The 16,653-nt window shown below is 70.2% G+C and carries 14 protein-coding genes; 7 read left to right on the top strand and 7 right to left on the bottom strand.

Annotated features, from left to right (window positions below; genetic code table 11):
* The first annotated feature begins 5 nt into the window (after positions 1 to 5).
* From WBG99_RS29755 to WBG99_RS29745, 3 genes are all read left to right on the top strand, one after another.
* Positions 6 to 1,385 carry a ferredoxin reductase family protein gene (locus tag WBG99_RS29755; RefSeq protein WP_338899248.1) on the top strand — a complete coding sequence of 460 codons (1,380 nt, stop codon included), beginning with the start codon at positions 6 to 8 and terminating at the stop codon, positions 1,383 to 1,385.
* 152 nt (positions 1,386 to 1,537) lie between these two features.
* A complete protein-coding gene (locus WBG99_RS29750) occupies positions 1,538 to 2,347 on the top strand; it encodes an FMN-binding protein (RefSeq protein ID WP_338899247.1) in 810 nt (269 codons plus the stop codon).
* Positions 2,348 to 2,351: 4 nt separating this feature from the next.
* Positions 2,352 to 3,146, top strand: a complete 795-nt coding sequence (locus tag WBG99_RS29745) for an FAD:protein FMN transferase (protein ID WP_338899246.1) — start codon at positions 2,352 to 2,354, stop codon at positions 3,144 to 3,146.
* A gap of 103 nt (positions 3,147 to 3,249) precedes the next feature.
* Here the strand turns inward: WBG99_RS29745 and WBG99_RS29740 are convergent, their stop codons facing one another.
* From WBG99_RS29740 to argC, 5 genes are read right to left on the bottom strand one after another with little or no spacing between them, the layout of a single operon-like run.
* On the bottom strand, positions 3,250 to 3,786 hold the full coding sequence (locus WBG99_RS29740; RefSeq protein WP_033532332.1) for an arginine repressor: 537 nt from the start codon (positions 3,784 to 3,786) through the stop codon (positions 3,250 to 3,252).
* A gap of 7 nt (positions 3,787 to 3,793) precedes the next feature.
* On the bottom strand, positions 3,794 to 4,993 hold the full coding sequence (locus WBG99_RS29735; protein ID WP_338899245.1) for an acetylornithine transaminase: 1,200 nt from the start codon (positions 4,991 to 4,993) through the stop codon (positions 3,794 to 3,796).
* Positions 4,990 to 5,901 (bottom strand): acetylglutamate kinase, encoded by a 912-nt coding sequence (gene argB / locus WBG99_RS29730; RefSeq protein ID WP_338899244.1) that lies wholly within the window; start codon positions 5,899 to 5,901, stop codon positions 4,990 to 4,992. Before argB ends, WBG99_RS29735 begins: the two co-directional genes overlap by 4 nt.
* Positions 5,898 to 7,049 (bottom strand): bifunctional glutamate N-acetyltransferase/amino-acid acetyltransferase ArgJ, encoded by a 1,152-nt coding sequence (gene argJ, locus WBG99_RS29725; RefSeq protein ID WP_338899243.1) that lies wholly within the window; start codon positions 7,047 to 7,049, stop codon positions 5,898 to 5,900. Before argJ ends, argB begins: the two co-directional genes overlap by 4 nt.
* Complete coding sequence (argC, locus tag WBG99_RS29720) at positions 7,046 to 8,074, bottom strand: N-acetyl-gamma-glutamyl-phosphate reductase (RefSeq protein WP_338899242.1); 1,029 nt, start codon at positions 8,072 to 8,074, stop codon at positions 7,046 to 7,048. Before argC ends, argJ begins: the two co-directional genes overlap by 4 nt.
* Before the next feature lie 501 nt (positions 8,075 to 8,575).
* Between argC and WBG99_RS29715 the strand changes: the two genes are divergently transcribed.
* The 3 genes from WBG99_RS29715 (at position 8,576) to WBG99_RS29705 (ending at position 12,540) form a co-directional block, all read left to right on the top strand.
* Positions 8,576 to 8,929, top strand: coding sequence for a VOC family protein (locus WBG99_RS29715; protein WP_261680111.1), 354 nt, complete (start codon positions 8,576 to 8,578; stop codon positions 8,927 to 8,929).
* Positions 8,930 to 9,505: 576 nt separating this feature from the next.
* On the top strand, positions 9,506 to 11,218 hold the full coding sequence (locus WBG99_RS29710; RefSeq protein ID WP_338899241.1) for an SPFH domain-containing protein: 1,713 nt from the start codon (positions 9,506 to 9,508) through the stop codon (positions 11,216 to 11,218).
* Entirely contained in the window at positions 11,215 to 12,540 is a 1,326-nt protein-coding gene (locus WBG99_RS29705; RefSeq protein WP_338899240.1) for an SPFH domain-containing protein, read from the top strand. The genes WBG99_RS29710 and WBG99_RS29705 overlap by 4 nt, the downstream gene beginning before the upstream one ends.
* A 74-nt stretch (positions 12,541 to 12,614) precedes the next feature.
* On the opposite strand, the gene WBG99_RS29700 is transcribed toward WBG99_RS29705, so the two are convergent.
* Positions 12,615 to 13,019 carry a DUF5997 family protein gene (locus WBG99_RS29700; protein ID WP_338899239.1) on the bottom strand — a complete coding sequence of 135 codons (405 nt, stop codon included), beginning with the start codon at positions 13,017 to 13,019 and terminating at the stop codon, positions 12,615 to 12,617.
* A 105-nt stretch (positions 13,020 to 13,124) separates the two neighbouring features.
* Between WBG99_RS29700 and WBG99_RS29695 the strand changes: the two genes are divergently transcribed.
* On the top strand, positions 13,125 to 13,907 hold the full coding sequence (locus WBG99_RS29695) for a LysR substrate-binding domain-containing protein (protein ID WP_338899238.1): 783 nt from the start codon (positions 13,125 to 13,127) through the stop codon (positions 13,905 to 13,907).
* Positions 13,908 to 14,064: 157 nt separating this feature from the next.
* On the opposite strand, the gene WBG99_RS29690 is transcribed toward WBG99_RS29695, so the two are convergent.
* Positions 14,065 to 16,548, bottom strand: coding sequence for an alpha-L-arabinofuranosidase C-terminal domain-containing protein (locus tag WBG99_RS29690; protein ID WP_338899237.1), 2,484 nt, complete (start codon positions 16,546 to 16,548; stop codon positions 14,065 to 14,067).
* Between the last annotated feature and the right edge of the window lie 105 nt (positions 16,549 to 16,653).

Here is a 16,653-nt window from a genome sequence, read left to right as displayed (position 1 = left end):
GAACCGTGTCCACGATCGCCGGAGGTCGCGCCGCGCGCCGCCAGACGTTGCGTCGCATCCGCCCTCGTCGTTCTCCCGCAGTCCCGTTGCTGATCGCGTTCTGGGCGGGCGCGGCGGCGGTGGTGTGGCTGTGGTGGGACAACACTCCGTCCATCGCCGACCAGGGCAGCAAGCTCGTCAACGCCGGCCGGATCACGGGTCTGCTCGGCGGATACCTGATGGCGCTGGTGGTGCTGCAGATGGCCCGCGTGCCCGCGCTGGAGCGCCGGGTCGGCTCCGACCGGGTGGCCCGCTGGCACGCGATGACCGGCCGCTACACGCTCTGCCTGGTCGTCGCGCACGTCGTCCTCACGATGTACGGGTACGCCCTCCAGGCCGGCCTCACCCACACCGCCATCCTCCAGCAGACGATCGACTCGATCAATCAGCTGCCGGACATGGGCAAGGCCGCCATCGGCACCGGTCTGCTGGTGTTCATCGGGCTCATCTCGATCGGCCCGGTGCGCAAGCGGATCCCGTACGACGTCTGGTACCACACGCATCTGCTGACGTACGCGGCGACGTTCCTGACGTTCTGGCACCAGATCTCCACCGGCAACGAGTTCGCCGTCACGCCCGCCGCGAAGACCGGCTGGTACGTGCTGTACGGGTCGGTGACCGCGCTGGTGGTGTGGTACCGGATCTTCACGCCGATCCGGCTGAACCTGCGGCACCGGCTGCGGGTCGAGGCCGTCATCGAGGAGTCGCCCGGCATCGTCTCGGTGCTGATGAGCGGGCGCAGACTGCACCGGATGGGGGCGGAGGCCGGGCAGTTCTTCCGCTGGCGGTTCCTCGCGCCGGGCATGCGGTTCAGCTCGCACCCGTACTCGCTGTCGGCGGCGCCCCGCCCCAACATGCTGCGTATCACGGTCAAGGCGATCGGCGACCACAGCTCGGCGCTGCGCGATCTGGAGCCCGGCACCAGGGTGTGGGCGGAGGGCCCGTACGGGGCGCTGACGGCCGGCAAGCGCAGCCGGGGCAAGGTGCTGCTGGTGGCCGGCGGTGTAGGCATCACACCGATGCGGGCCCTGTTCGAGACGCTGCCCGGCGCGGCCGGTGACCTGACTCTGCTCTACCGGGCCAACAGCACCCAGGACCTGGCCCTGTGGGACGAGCTGGCGCAGATCGCGCAGGAGCGCGGGGCGCGGCTGATGTACGCGGTGAACAGCCCGGAGGGCGAGCGCCCCGACATCTCACCGGACTCCCTGCGCCGCAAGATCCCGGACATCGAGCGCCACGACGTCTTCCTGTGCGGTCCGCCCGGCTTCGCCCAGGGCGTGTACGAGGCGCTGCGCGGCGCGGGCGTCCCGACCCGCCGTATCCACCACGAGTCGTTCGAGATGTGAGGGACGGGCCCGACCGCATCGTGGCCCGCCCGACGTTCGCGCACCACCCACCGCACCCCTGCCCATGGGCTCGCCCCACGGGGCTTTCGACCACCAGGCTCGCGTCGGCGAGCCCATGAGACTTCACACGTCACACAGGAGCTGTTGGAGCGATGAAGAAGAGCCATCCCATACGGCGGACCCTGCTCGCCACCGCCGCCACCGTGTCCGGCATCGTGCTGCTGCTGTCGCTGAAGCCCGCCTCGGACCCGGCCGGATCGGTACAGGCCGGAGCGGCGCCGCAGCAGACGGCGGGCGCTCCTTCGGCACAGGGCGGTCAGGGCGCGGCGGCCGGCGCGCAGAGCCTCACGGGCACCGCCGTGCAGACCGACTACGGCCCGGTCCAGGTCCGGATCACGGTCAGCGGCGGCAAAATCACCAACGCCGAGGCCGTGCAGGCGCCGAGCGGCGGACGCAGCACCCAGATCACCGGCGACTCGGTGCCCAAGCTCAACCAGGCGGCCATGGCCACCGGCAGCGCCGAGATCGACGCGGTCTCGGGCGCCACCTACACCAGCACCGGGTACAAGCAGTCCCTGCAGTCCGCCCTCGACCAGGTCGGCAGTGCGCAGGGCTCGGGCACCGAGGTCGAGGCGGGCGGCGGCAACGCCCAGGACACGGGCGGCGACGCCGGGGCCGGGCAGGCGACGGGCACCCAGGTGCTCACGGGCACCGCGGTGCAGACGGACTACGGCCCGGTCCAGGTCCGCATCACCGTCAACGGCGGCCGGATCACCGACGCCGAGGCACTGCAGTCCCCCAGTGGCGGACGCAGCACCCAGATCAGCGGCAACGCCATCCCCCAGCTCAACAAGAACGCCGTCGCGGCAGGGAGCGCCGACATCGATGCTGTCTCGGGCGCCACGTACACCAGCGGCGGCTACCGGCAGTCCCTCCAGTCCGCGCTGGACCAGGCAGGCTGACCCGGTGGCCGAACCCACCGGGTCCGTCGCGCCCTCCCAGCTGCGGCACGCCGAAGAGACCATGGGCACCGTCTTCTCCTTCGACATCCGGGGAGGCGAGCCCACGGCGGTCAGGGCCGCTCTCGACGAGGCGGTGGCCGGACTCCACGCCGTCGACGAGGTGTTCAGCACCTACCGCGAGGACAGCCAGATCTCCCGGCTCGCCCGCGCCGAGCTGACCATCGAGGAGTGCGATCCCGAGGTCGCCGAAGTGCTCGCACTGTGCGCCGAGGCGGAGCGGCTCAGCGACGGCTGGTTCAGCGCCACCTACGAGGGTCTCTTCGACCCGACCGGCCTGGTGAAGGGCTGGGCCACCGAACGGGCCGCCCTGCGGCTGGTCGAGGCCGGGGCGGCCGGGGTGAGCGTCAACGGCGGCGGCGACGTCCAGCTCTGTGGCGTCCCGGGGCCGGACCGGCCGTGGCGCGTCGGCGTGGCCGACCCCCTCCGGCCCGGCGGCCTCGCCGCCGTCGTCACCGCCGCCGGCGCCGACCGCCTCGCCGTGGCCACGTCCGGTACCGCCGAACGCGGCGCCCACATCGTCGACCCCCGCACCGGCAAGTCCGCCGTGACGGACCTGGTCGCCGTGACGGTGGTGGCCCCCCGCCTGACCTGGGCCGACTGCTGGGCGACTGCGGCCTTCGCGATGGGTTCGAGGGAGGGCCTGGCGTGGCTGGAATCCCTGGAGGACACCGAGGCCCTGCTGATCACGGCGGGCGACGAGGTGCGATGCACCGGAGGGCTCGCCGCCAGACTCGGCTGAGCCGGGATCCGTCAGGGGCGCGGGGAAGCGCGCGACCGGGCACGTACCATCCGCTGTCGGCGTCCCCCGCGCAGCACCACCTTCAGTGACCGTTCTGAGCCGATCAGTGGCCGTTCTGAGCCAACCGCAGCAGATGATCCGCCAACGCCTGCCCGCCCACGGGATCCCGGCTGATCAACAGCAGCGTGTCGTCACCCGCGATGGTCCCCAGGATGTCGTGCAGTTCCGCCTGGTCGATGGCCGAGGCCAGGAACTGGGCCGCCCCCGGCGGCGTACGCAGCACCACCAGATTCGCCGAGGCCTCCGCGGAGATCAGCAGCTCGGCGGAGAGCCGCCGCATCCGCTCCTCCTTCGCCGACTCGCCCAGCGGAGCCCGAGGGGTACGGAAACCCCCCTCACTCGGCACCGCGTAGATCAGGTCGCCGTCGGTGTTGCGGATCTTCACCGCGTTCAGCTCGTCCAGGTCCCGGCTGAGCGTCGCCTGCGTGACGCTCAGCCCGTCGTCGGACAGCAGCTTCGCCAACTGGCTCTGCGACCGTACGGGTTGCCGGTTGAGGATGTCCACGATCCGGCGGTGGCGTGCGGTGCGGGTCTGCGGCACGGCAGGCCCCGCCTGGTCGTGCTCCTGCGCCTGGCTCATCGTCGTCTCATTCTCCGGATCGTCCGTCCCCGTTCGCTGCGTCGAGGATGCCGGGCAGCGCCTCCAGGAACACGGCAACCTCCTCGTCGCCGAGATTCAGCGGCGGCATCAGCCGGACGACGTCGGGGGCGGGCGCGTTCACCAGGAAACCGGCCTCCTGAGCCGCCGCGCGCACCTCGGGCGCGAGCGGCTCCGTGAGCACGATACCCAGGAGGAGACCCGCGCCTCGGACGGAATCGATCAATGAGTGGCCCAGAGCCTCGATTCCGTTCCGCAGCTTCTCGCTCTGCCGCTTGACGTTCTCCAGCAGCCCCTCGTTCGCGAGGGTGTCGAGGACGGCGAGTCCGGCCGCGCAGGCGACGGGGTTGCCGCCGAACGTCGTCCCGTGATGGCCCGGCTGGAGCAGTTCGGCGGCCCGCCCGAAGGCGACGGTCGCGCCGAGCGGCAGCCCGCCGCCGAGTTGTTTGGCGAGGGTGACGATGTCCGGCAGGACGCCCTCGTGGGCCTGGTACTCGAACCAGTTCCCGGTCCTGCCGATGCCGGTCTGCACCTCGTCGAGGACGAGGAGCGCCCCGGTCGCGGCGGTGATGGCGCGGGCGGCCTTGAGGTAGCCGGCGGGCGGGACGACGACTCCGAGCTCGCCCTGGATGGGCTCGATGACGACGAGCGCCGTCTCCTCGGTGACCGCGGCGGCCAGCGCCCGCGCGTCGCCGAACGGCACGTGCGTGACATCGCCGGGCAGCGGCAGGAACGGCTCCCGCTTGCCGGGCTGTCCGGTGAGGGCGAGAGCACCCATGGTCCGCCCGTGGAAGGCGCCCTCGGTGGCCACCACGTGGGTCCGCCCGGTGAGGCGGCCGATCTTGAAGGCCGCCTCGTTGGCCTCGGCGCCGGAGTTGCAGAAGAAGACCCGGCCCTCCCGGTCGAAGAGCTGGAGCAGGCGCTCGGCGAGGGCCACGGTCGGCTCGGCCATGAAGAAGTTGGAGACGTGGCCGAGGGAGCCGATCTGGCGGGTCACGGCCTCGACGACCGCCGGGTGGGCGTGGCCGAGGGCGTTGGTCGCGATGCCGCCCACGAGGTCGAGGTAGGCGTTGCCGTCGGCGTCCCAGACCCGGCTGCCCTCGCCGCGGACGAGGGGCAGCAGCGGGGTGCCGTAGTTGTTCATGAGCGAGCCCTGCCACCGCTCGGTGAGCTCGGTGTTGGTGGTCATTCGGCATCCCCCTGTTGCTCGGCGTCCGGCACGACCATCGTGCCGATGCCCTCGTCGGTGAAGATCTCCAGCAGGATCGAGTGCTGGACCCGGCCGTCGATGACGCGGGCGGTCTGGACGCCGCCCCGGACTGCGTGCAGACAGCCCCGCATCTTCGGCACCATGCCCGAGGACAACTCCGGCAACAGCTTCTCCAGTTGGGAAGCGGTGAGGCGGCTGATCACCTCGTCGCTGTGGGGCCAGTCCTCGTAGAGGCCCTCGACGTCCGTGAGAACCATGAGGGTTTCGGCGCCCAGAGCAGCAGCGAGTGCCGCAGCCGCCGTATCAGCATTGACGTTGTAGACATGTCCGTCGTCCTGGCTACGGGCGATCGACGAGACGACCGGGATGCGGCCGTCGGCGAGCAGGGCCTCGATCGCACCCGTGTCGATCGCGGTGATCTCGCCCACCCGTCCGATGTCGACCGGTTCGCCGTCGATCTCGGGCTGGTGCTTGGTGGCGGTGATGGTGTGCGCGTCCTCGCCGGTGAGGCCGACGGCGAGCGGTCCGTGCTGGTTGAGCAGCCCGACCAGCTCGCGCTGTACCTGTCCGGCGAGCACCATGCGCACGACGTCCATGGCGTCCTCGGTGGTGACGCGCAGGCCGGCCTTGAACTCGCTGACGATGCCGTGCCTGTCGAGGGCCGCGCTGATCTGCGGGCCCCCGCCGTGCACGACGACGACGTTGAGGCCGGCCTGCCGCAGGAAGACGACGTCCTGGGCGAAGGCGGACTTCAGTTCCTCGTCGATCATGGCGTTGCCACCGAACTTGATGACGACCGTCTTGCCGTGGTGGCGGGTCAGCCAGGGGAGCGCTTCGATGAGGATCCTGGCCTTCGGGAGGGCCGTGTGCTTCCGCGTGGTGCTCATGAGGAGTAGGCGCTGTTCTCGTGGACGTACTCGGCGGTGAGGTCGTTGGTCCAGATGGTGGCGGTCTCGGACCCGGCGGCGAGGTCGGCGACGATGTGCACCTCGCGGTAGCGCATGTCGACGTTGTCGCGGTCCTCGCCGACACCGCCGTTCCTGCAGACCCAGACGCCGTTGATGGCGACGTTGAGCCGGTCCGCCTCGAAGGCGGCCTTCGTGGTGCCGATGGCGGACAGCACCCGCCCCCAGTTGGGGTCCTCGCCGTGGATGGCGCACTTGAGGAGGTTGTTGCGGGCGATGGAGCGGCCCACCTCGACGGCGTCGGCCTCGGTCGCGGCGCCCACGACCTCGATCCTGATGTCCTTGCCGGCGCCCTCGGCGTCCCGGACGAGCTGCTGTCCGAGGTCGTCGCACACCTTGCGTACGGCCTCGGCGAACTCCTCGTAACCCGGGGTGATGCCGGAGGCTCCGGAGGAGAGCAGCAGCACGGTGTCGTTGGTGGACATGCAGCCGTCGGAGTCGACCCGGTCGAAGGTGACCCTGGTGGCCGCCCGGAGGGCCTTGTCGAGCGTCTCACTGTCGAGGTCGGCGTCGGTGGTGAGCACGACGAGCATGGTGGCGAGGCCGGGGGCGAGCATGCCCGCGCCCTTGGCCATCCCGCCGACGGTCCAGCCGTCGCCCTCGGCCACGGAGGTCTTGTGCACGGTGTCGGTGGTCTTGATGGCGATGGCGGCCTTCTCGCCGCCGTGCTCGGAGAGCTGCGCGGCGACCGTCTCGATGCCCGGCAGCAGCTTGTCCATGGGGAGCAGTACGCCGATGAGGCCGGTGGAGGCGACGGCGACCTCGCCGGCGTCGAGCCCCAGGGTGCCGGCGGCCTTCTCGGCGGTGGCGTGGGTGTCCTGGAAGCCCTTCGGGCCCGTACAGGCGTTGGCGCCACCGGAGTTGAGGACGACGGCCGAGACGAGGCCGCCCTTGAGGACCTGCTCGGACCAGAGCACCGGCGCGGCCTTCACACGGTTGGAGGTGAAGACGCCCGCGGCGGCGAGGCTGGGCCCGTTGTTGACCACGAGGGCCAGGTCCGGGTTGCCGTTCTCCTTGATTCCCGCGGCGATGCCCGCCGCGGTGAACCCCTTGGCTGCCGTGACGCTCACGGTGCGACTCCGATCGTGGAAAGCCCCGTAGTCTCGTCGAGTCCGAGGGCGATGTTCATGCTCTGGAGGGCGCCGCCCGCGGTGCCCTTGGTGAGGTTGTCGATGGCGCTGATCGCGATGATCCGGCCTGCGGCCTCGTCGTGGGCGACCTGCACGTGCACGGCGTTGGAACCGTGGACGGAGGCCGTCGTCGGCCACTGCCCCTCGGGGAGCAGATGGACGAACGGCTCGTCGGCGAAGGCCTTGTCGTACGCGGCACGCACGGAGTCGGCGGTGACGCCGGGCCCGGCCTTGGCGCTGCACGTGGCGAGGATGCCGCGGGGCATCGGCGCGAGAGTCGGGGTGAAGGACACGGAGACGGGCTCGCCGGCGACGCCGCCGAGGTTCTGCATCATCTCGGGCGTGTGCCGGTGGCCGCCGCCGACGCCGTACGGGGTCATCGACCCCATCACCTCGCTGCCCAGCAGGTGCGGCTTGGGCGCCTTGCCCGCGCCGGACGTGCCGGAGGCGGCGACGATCACGGCCTCGTTCTCGGCGAGGCCCGCCGCGTACGCCGGGAAGAGGGCGAGTGTCACGGCCGTGGGGTAGCAACCGGGTACCGCGATGCGCTTGGACCCCTCCAGCGCGGCGCGGGCACCCGGCAGTTCGGGGAGGCCGTAGGGCCAGGCCCCGGCGTGGGGCGAGCCGTAGAACCGCTCCCAGTCCGCCGGGTTCTTGAGCCGGAAGTCGGCGCCCATATCGACCACGAGCACGTCCGGCCCGAGCTGCTCGGCCACGGCGGCGGACTGCCCGTGCGGCAGCGCGAGGAACACGACATCATGCCCGGCGAGAACCTCCGCGGTCGTCTCCTGGAGCACCCGGCCGGCCAACGGCAGCAGATGCGGCTGCAGCCCGCCGAGGCGCTGGCCCGCGTTGGAGTTGCCGGTCAGTGCACCGATCTCGACCTCGGGGTGCGCGAGCAGCAGGCGCAGCACTTCGCCACCCGCGTAACCACTCGCTCCCGCCACCGCCACGCGTACCGCCATGGAACCCTCCTCTTGGATGGCATGACTATACGTTTCGCTGCACGTTTATGCAATCCTGCGCTCCGTGCGCGGCCCTGTCCTGTTGAGACTGATGCGACCGAGACTTTTAGCTGGCGGATGAGCACGCTAGTTGGCGGATCTTGATCTCGGTGACGCTGTGTGTGCGACCCTCCGAGTGGGCGGTACTTGATCTTGATCGTTGACGCCGAGAATCGCCGAAGACGGCAGTCACCCCCAGCCCTGGCAGCCAGCCGAAGCAGCAAGTCGCGAGAAGTGATCGCTGCTACACCACTCCAGGGGACACCACCCACGCGTCGGCGAGCCTCTCCTCGGGGGTGAGCGGTGGCGGGTATGACACTGGTTCCTCCTGGTGGTGAAGAAGCAGCTGAGCCTCCCGTGTATCGTCGTGATCTGCGGCTCCACCCGCTTCATGACCGAGATGGCCGAGGCCGATCTGCGGGAGACCAAAGCCGGAAAGGTCCCCTGTTTATGCTCACGCCCATGGCACTCGAATGGGAACAGATCATCGTCGACTCCTCCGACCCCATCGCCCTCGGGCGCTGGTGGGCCGAGGCTCTCGGCTGGGTAGTGGTCGACGAATCCGAGGAGATCATCGAGATCCGGCCTGAGCCGGACCAGATGCCGGGGCTGCTCTTCGTGCCTGTCCCCGAGGGCAAGACGTCGAAGAACCGGCTCCACCCCGACTTCCGCCCCGACGACCAGGAGGCCGAGGTCGCCCGGCTGCTCTCCCTCGGTGCCCGGCGCGCCGACACCGTGCAGGACGAGCAGCACTGGGTGACCCTCCTCGACCCGGAGGGCAACGAATTCTGTGTCCTGGGTGAGCGGAAGAGCTGAGCGGGGCCGGGCAGCCGTTCGGGCGGAGGTGCCGGACGGTTTCGCCCACCCGCAGCGGCCCCCGCCGCTACCTCCCCGAAGGCAGCATGGACAAGATCTACCCCCAGGACATCGACCAACTCGACCCGGCTACACCACTACACGGGACATGACCATTGACCATCGTCACGCCCAGATAGGGGAGGCTCCGAAACGGCGCTTCCGACCTTCTCGGCGATTGAGCGTTCCACTTGGCGAAACGGGCCGACTGAGCCGCTCAGTCACACCTGTTGTGACCGAGGTTTTTGGTCGGCGGAGGAGCACGCTAGGTGGCCGACCGGCTTCACCACGGTTTCAGGGTCGGCCCGGGAGCGGTCAGGGGTCGGTTTCAGAGCCCCTTCTCCATCAGCGCCATCACGATACTCATCAGTATGGTCACGATCGACGGAGCCGTCCTGTTCCCGCCGCCTGTGGTGTGGGATGACTGGAACCAGGAACACGATCAAGAGAGCGCACAAGGCGTACAGGGCACCCAGCCAGTAATACGGGCCAGGCCGGTAATACGAGCACGAGAAGAGTAAGGAAAAAGGGGGAACGATGGCACGAGCGAATGCGCAGAGCCTACGGAGGGTGGCCTCAGCGGTGGCCTCCGGTGCCGGTCCCCGGCAGGCGGCCGAGGAGGAAGTCCGGCGGCGCACGGGGCGGTCGGCCGGCCGACCGCAGAGCCGGGGACAGGCCGGCCAGGGGCGGGACGACGCCGACGAGGAGTCGTACGCGCCGGAGGAAGAGGGCATGGACCCCGCCGACTTTCCGGCCGCGAGGGAACAGGGCGGCTCCATCGCCACGGTCATGGCGCAGAAGACCGTCTCTCTCGACGAGGCCGGCGAGGCGCTCAACCAGAGCGAGCAGCAGCGTGAGGGCGGCGACCAGGTCCATGCGATCTGCCCGATGGTGCTCCCGAAGGGCCGCTCGTTCCTGAGCATGCTCCCGGTGTTGTCGCTGCTCGTCCTGGGCGCGGTGGGCACCGCGGTCGTGTCGACGGTGGACGACTCCCCGCTGACCAACCCGCTCTTCGGGCTGCACTACTGGGTCATCTCCGTGGTCGCGGTCGCCTTCGTGTGGTGGCGGCAGGGCATGGTGATGGTCCCGGACGGCTGCCAGGCGCTGATCACGCGCTTCGGGAAGCTGGAGAAGGTCGTCGGCCCCGGCCGGGTGATCCTGATCAGCCCGTGGAAGCGGGTCTCGTACATCCTCAACACCACCCGCGAGTACCCGTTCAACGCGCCGGTGCGCGAGGCGCCGACCAAGGGCGGCGTGAAGGCCTCGATCGACCTGTTCATCCAGTTCCGGATCAGCGACGCGACCGAGTTCGTCTACACACTGGGTGCGGTACGCGGCTTCGAGGAGAAGCTGAGCAACGCGGTGAGCGAGACGATCCGCAGTCTCATCTACGAGCAGGAGGCCGCCGGGATCTACGACATGGTCGGCGAGGACACCGGCCGGCTCCTTGAGCAGCTGAACCAGCAGTTCCGGCCCGCGGTCGAGCTGACCAACGCCAACATCACGCATGCGGAGCCGTCCGACCGCAACTACCGGATGGACCTGGCCGCCCCGGAGATGGTGCGGATGGCGAAGGAGGCGTACACGCACGAGTACGCGCTGATGCTCCGCAAGGAGCAGGACGAGGGCGACCTGAGCAAGGAGTTGGCGACCAGCCACGAGACGCTCTCCGCGATCCACGCCGACATCGCCCAGTACCAGGCCCAGATGGACACCGCCGTGGAGCGCGAGACCAACCGCGCCCAGGCCCTTGCCCGCCAGCGCTACGTACAGGCCGAGTCCGAGGCGAAGGCCAACGCGGCGCTGCTGGAGGCACAGGCCCTCGACATCCGCGCGGTCACCGCGGCCGAGGCTCCCGAGATCCTCGAGTACCGCTACCAGCAGCAGATCCTCGACACCCTTGAGCAGGTCGCCGACCATCTGCCGCGCCTGGTCCGCATCGGCGGCTCGGCGGACGGCAGCGGCGCCGCCGGGGTCGACTTCCTGCAGCTGGCCCGGGAGATGGTCGGCGAGCGCGGCGAGGAGCTGTTCAGCGAGGCGGACATGGCTGCCATGCGCGGGCAGCTCGCCGCGATCGGCGACCGTATCGCCGGACGCGAGGACGAGATCGTGGTGCTGCTCCAGGCCGAGCGGCCCACCGTGCCGTCGGCCGAGGGTGGAGCGCCGACGGGCTCTTCGACCGGCCAAGAGACCGCCGAGCAGGCGAAGGCGTCCGAGGTTCCCGACTTCTCCGAGGAGGCCGGTCAGTGAGTACCGCACGTATGAACCGCAGGTCTGTCATCTCCGAGGCGGTCGCGCCCTGGAGCGACATCGCCCAGCTGCTGCGCGGCGGCGAGGCCGGCACGCTGATCCCGGTCATCATCCCCCGCAACCGGCGCAGGCTGTGGTGGATGCTGCCCCTGTGGCTCGGCCTGTTCGCGCTGCTCATGGGCGTGATGCTGTCGCTGCGCGAGGCGGACTCCGACGGCGCGGCGGACCTCGCCTACGGCACACTCGCCGGGCTCGCCTACGCGGCCGGCGGCCTGCTCCTGATCATCGGCGCGCTGTGGTGGTGGCGCTCCTCGATCGTCGAGATCGAGCAGGGCACCAACGGTGTCCTGACCCGCTACGGCGCGGTCACCCGCACCCTGGACGCCGGCCGCCACTACCTCTGGCATCCCTGGTCGAGGGTGGACTTCGTGGTCGACACCGCCACCGAGATCCCGTACTCCGCCCCGGTGATGGCCTGCCCGACGCAGGAGAACGTCCCGCTGCGGTCGATCGAGTTCTTCCTGAAGTTCCGCATCACGGACGCGGTCCGGTTCGTTCGCACGATCGGCGCGGGCAACTTCGACCTGGTCCTGTCCAGCGCCGTCCAGGACGCCATCCGCCAGCGCGCCCGCAAGATGCGCACCGAGCGGGCGTACGACCTGCGCGGCTCGGACGTGGCCGACATGCAGGAGCTGCTCAACCGGCAGCTGGAGCGCTACGGCGTGCGCATCACCGGCTCCAACATCCCGGACGTCCAGCTGCCGACGCAGTATCAGCAGCACCTGGCGACCAGGGAGCGCGTCGCCAAGGAGCGCACGGCGTACGAGCAGGAGTGGGGGCTGACCCGCAAGCGCCGTATCGACAGCCTCGGCATGGACATCGAGCGGGCCAAGAAGGTGCGCGACGCGCGCATCGTCGAGGTGAAGGCCGCGCTCAACAACGCCCGCGAACAGGTTGCCCAGCTGCTGGAGGAGCAGGAGACCAACGCCCAGCGGGTCCGTTTCGAGATCGAGACCCGCGGTCGCAGCGGCCTGATCTCCGCCGAGAACGAGGCCCGCGCCCAGCGCGCCCTCGCCAAGGCCTACCGCGACAACCGCGCGGTGCTTCAGTACGAGCTGGCCCGCCGCCGCCTCGAAGTGGGCGCGGAGCTGGCGTCGAAGGCACCGCAGCCGGTGGTCGTACGCACCGACGGCGGCAGCGGTGACACCTCGGCGCTCTCGACGCTGCTCGCCGCGCAGCTGCTGCCACGGATGACGGCGCTGCCCGCGGCTCCGACGCGGTACTTCGAGGACGGGCAGCCGGACGGGGACGACGACGCCTGAGGCGAGCGTCACCCGCCACGCTCAACCCGGCGGCTCCCGGCTCCAAGCTCTCCTCGGAGCCGGGAGCCGCCGTTTCAGGAGCGCCGGTCGTCCGGCCGGGTCGCCCGTTCCGCGTTGCGCTGCTTGATGCGGGCGCCTTCCTTGCGGACCTCGGCCTGCGTGGCGCGCTCCTTGCGCAGCCACTCGGGGCTGTCCTGCTTCAGGGCCTCGATCTGCTCGGTGGTGAGGGGCTCGGTGACCCCGCCGCGCGCGAGCCCCGCGATGGAGACGCCCAGCTTCGCGGCGACCACGGGCCGGGGGTGCGGGCCGGTGCGCCGCAGCTCCTCCAGCCAGGCCGGCGGGTCGGTCTGCAACGCGTTCAGTTCGGCACGCGTGACGACGCCCTCCCGGAACTCGGCGGGAGTGGCTTCGAGGTACACACCCAGCTTCTTCGCCGCGGTGGCGGGCTTCATGGACTGGGTGGTCTGGTGCGACGTCATGGGTCAAGGGTATCGACCGTGTGCGCGACCGCCGACCACGGCCGACGGAGGCGGCCGGCGCCGTCCATGGCGGGCGCGGGCGGCCGGGGCCGCTAGCCTGGTCGTGTGACAGGCTCGGAAGCATCCCCTTCGTTCCGGCTCGCGTACGTCCCGGGAGTGACGCCCACCAAGTGGGTGCGGATCTGGAACGAGCGGTTGCCCGACATCCCCCTGACCCTCCTGCAGGTGTCCGCCGGCGAGGCGTTCGGCGTACTGCGGGACGGCGGTGCCGACGCCGGGTTCGTACGACTGCCGGTGGACAGCGACGACCTCAGCGCGATCCCCCTCTACACCGAGACCACGGTGGTCGTGGTCCCGAAGGACCATGTCGTCGCGGCGGTCGACGAGGTGACCACCGAGGACCTGGCGGACGAGGTGGTACTGCACCCCCTCGACGACACCCTCGGCTGGGAGCGCCCGCCGGGCGAGCCGGCGTTCGAGCGTCCCGCCACCACGGCGGACGCGGTCGAGCTGGTGGCCGCCGGGATCGGACTGCTCCTCGTCCCGCAGTCGCTCGCCCGTCTGCACCACCGCAAGGACCTCACGTACCGGCCGGTGACGGACGCCCCCGAGTCGCGGGTCGCCCTGTCGTGGCCGCGGGAGGCGACCACCGACATGGTCGAGGACTTCATCGGCATCGTCCGGGGCCGGACGGTCAACAGTTCCCGGGGCCGCGCCAAGCCCGCCGAGGAGAAGCAGCAGCCGAAGGCCGGGCGTCCGGCCAGGGGCGGCACCCGGGGCCGGCCCACGTCGGGCAGGTCGACCGAACGCAACCCGCGCGACGGCTCCGGCGGCGGCCGGAAGCCGAAGAGCGGCGGCAAGGGCACAAAGCCCCGCCGCCGCTCGTGAGGTGCTGCCCGGGTGTTGTCCGGGCCGTCGCCCGTCTCAGCGGGCGGAAGCCCCTGAGGGGTCGGCCCCGGTCGGCCCGCGAGGGGCGCGGGGAACCACGCGAGCGGCCCCCGCGAACCCCGCACCCGAGGCACACCTGTCCGGGCCGCCCCTCACCTCACCCCTTCTTGATCCGCAAGAACGTCACGGAGTTCGCAGGGAAGGTGTAGCTGAACTCCTCGGCCACCCCGCTGAACGTCGACGTCACCGGAGCGACCGGCGTGGCCGTCTCCGTGTTCACCGCGTCCGGCGCGGCGGTGAGCGTGGTCACCCGGGCCTTGGAGCGGACCTTCGCACCGCCGAGGTCGATGGCCGTACGGGCCGCCGAGGACTGGGCGTTGACGACCTTGACGATCAGGTCACCGGTCTTCGCGTCGCGCGTCACCACCTGGCGGAACGGCTCGGCCTTCTTGTCGTCGGTGAAACTGGCCCACTCCTGGCCGTCCAGCAGCAAGGTCACTTGCCGGCCGCGCACCTTGACCTCGATGTCGTACGCGCGGCCCGTTTCGATGGTCCCCGGCCTGGACATCAGCGTGGACTTGCCACCGTCCACGGACTGCTCGACCGCACTGGTGGTGTTGTTCCAGCCGCCGAGGTTCCACCAGTAGAAGTTGCCGGTGTCCTTGACGCCGAAGGCGACGAGGAAGCCCTCCTTGCCGGCCTTCTTGGTGGCCTTCACCTTCAGGTCGTAGTCGTGCCAGGCGGTGTCACCGGCCGTGACCATGGTGTTCTCGGCGGCCACGTCCGTCTGCACGTACTGCCCGTCCTGGATGCTCCAGCTGCCGCCGCCGGTGTGGTTCCACTGCGACGCGTCACCGCTGAAGTCGTCGGTGAGGAGCGTCGTGCCGTCCTCCCCGGTCACCTCCACCTCGTCGTACGCCGCTGTCGTGGCCCACGTCGAGAGGCCGACGGCGCCGGAGATCGGGGCGGTCAGCGCGGGGGTGCCGGTGGCCGTCGACGGGACCACGCGGTCGCCGACGTTGTTCATGAAGAGCTTCTGCGTCTCGTAGTTGGCGGAGTTCCACGACGCGTGGTTGTTGAACCAGATCATGTCGGGGCTCCACTGCACGTAGTCCTCGTTGGCGAGGAGCGGCGCGTAGGAGGTGAGCTTCACGATGTCGGCGTTGCGCTCCAGGCCGGTCATGAACGCAGCCTCGGAGAGGGCGTTCCTGAAGGCGTTGCCCTGGGAGGCGTACTCGCCGAGGAAGACCTTCGGGCCGTTCCTGTCATAGGAGTCGTAGCGGTCGTTGTTCTGCAGGAACCACTGCGGGCTGTTGTAGTAGTGCTCGTCGACCATGTCGACGTTCGCCTCGCGGTTCAGCTTCCACGCGGTGTCGAAGGTTGCGCCCGTGTCGTCCGGGCCGGAGTTCGAGATCACCGTGATGTCGGGGTACTTCGCCTCGATGGCGGCCCGGAACTTCTGGAATCGGGCGAAGAACTCGTTCGGCAGGTTCTCCTCGTTGCCGACGCCGAGGTGGGTGAGGCGGAAGGGCTTCGGGTGACCCATCTGGGCCCGCTTCCTGCCCCACTCGCTGGTCACGGGGCCGTTGGCGAACTCGATGAGGTCGAGCGTGTCCTGGATGTGCCGTTGGAGCAGGGCCTCGTCGTCGGTGGCCCTGTTCTGGCCGCAGCCGGTGACGAGGGCGGGCACCACGGGCAGCGGCATCGCGCCGACGTCCTCGGAGAACTGGAAGTACTCGTAGTAGCCGAGGCCGTAACTCTGGTTGTAGCCCCAGAAGTTGGCGTTGGTGGCGCGCTGCTCGACCGGGCCGATGGTGTCCTTCCACTGGTACGAGCGCTTGCGCTCCCAGTTGGAGGCCTCGCTGTAGTCCTGCATGGAGCCCGTGTTGACCAGACAGCCGCCGGGGAAGCGGACGAAGCCCGGCTCCAGGGCGGCGATCTTCTCGGCGAGGTCCTTGCGCAGGCCGTTCTCGCGGCCCTTGAAGGTGTCGCGCGGGAAGAGGGACACCTCGTCGAGGGCGGCGGCGCCGGAGGAGGCGACGGTGAGGCGGCCGTCGCTGCTGGCCCGGGTCGCGGTGAAGGTGGCCCGGTACTTGGCCCAGCCGCCCCTGACGGCCACCCGGCGAGCCTTGGCGAGCGGGCCGTCGGCGTCCTGGAGGGTGAGGGTCAGCGTCGTACGGCTCTCGGCGCGCGCCCACACCGAGAAGTCGTACCTCTTGCCCCTCTCGACATGGACGCCGGTGTTGTACCCGGCGTTCGTGACGGCTGAACCGGCGCCCAGGGAGAGGTAGTTGCGGTTGCGCTCGTTGAGCCGGCCGGCGTCGTTCACGACCTGCGCGGTGCCGTCGACGGTCCAGGAGGTGAGGGGGGTGTACGCGCGGTTGTCGGCGGTCGAGTACTCGAAGGACCGGTTCTGCACGAGCTCGGCGTACAGGCCGCCGTCGGCGGCCCGGTTGATGTCCTCGAAGAAGACGCCGTACATCGTGTCGTCGATCTTCGCGCCCTTGGCGGCCGGGTCGACGGTGACGGCGTAGTCGGTGACGTCCTCGGCGTGCGCGGGGGCCGGGACGGAGGCGGCGGCCACCAGGAAGGCGGTGGCGGTGAGACCGAGTCTCCAACGGGTGCGGGTGCTGCGTGACATGGATACTCCGCGGCTCGGGGTGGGGGTCATGGAGTTATTCGAAATATCGAACAATGATCAGCACATCGAACGGCAAGATAGGTAGGAGGTTCCGAGGCGTCAATG

The sequence above is a fragment of the Streptomyces sp. TG1A-60 genome (genome assembly GCF_037201975.1).
In the GTDB taxonomy this organism is placed as follows: domain Bacteria; phylum Actinomycetota; class Actinomycetes; order Streptomycetales; family Streptomycetaceae; genus Streptomyces.
This window is presented reverse-complemented; position numbering and strand designations above follow the sequence as displayed.

Coding starts and splice junctions, on each gene's coding strand:
- WBG99_RS29750 (WP_338899247.1), top strand. CDS start 1,538: ATGAAGAAGAGCCATCCCATACGGCGGACCCTGCTCGCCACCGCCGCC.
- WBG99_RS29740 (WP_033532332.1), bottom strand. CDS start 3,786: ATGAGCCAGGCGCAGGAGCACGACCAGGCGGGGCCTGCCGTGCCGCAG.
- WBG99_RS29735 (WP_338899245.1), bottom strand. CDS start 4,993: ATGACCACCAACACCGAGCTCACCGAGCGGTGGCAGGGCTCGCTCATG.
- argB (WP_338899244.1), bottom strand. CDS start 5,901: ATGAGCACCACGCGGAAGCACACGGCCCTCCCGAAGGCCAGGATCCTC.
- argC (WP_338899242.1), bottom strand. CDS start 8,074: ATGGCGGTACGCGTGGCGGTGGCGGGAGCGAGTGGTTACGCGGGTGGC.
- WBG99_RS29715 (WP_261680111.1), top strand. CDS start 8,576: ATGGCACTCGAATGGGAACAGATCATCGTCGACTCCTCCGACCCCATC.
- WBG99_RS29710 (WP_338899241.1), top strand. CDS start 9,506: ATGGCACGAGCGAATGCGCAGAGCCTACGGAGGGTGGCCTCAGCGGTG.
- WBG99_RS29700 (WP_338899239.1), bottom strand. CDS start 13,019: ATGACGTCGCACCAGACCACCCAGTCCATGAAGCCCGCCACCGCGGCG.
- WBG99_RS29690 (WP_338899237.1), bottom strand. CDS start 16,548: ATGTCACGCAGCACCCGCACCCGTTGGAGACTCGGTCTCACCGCCACC.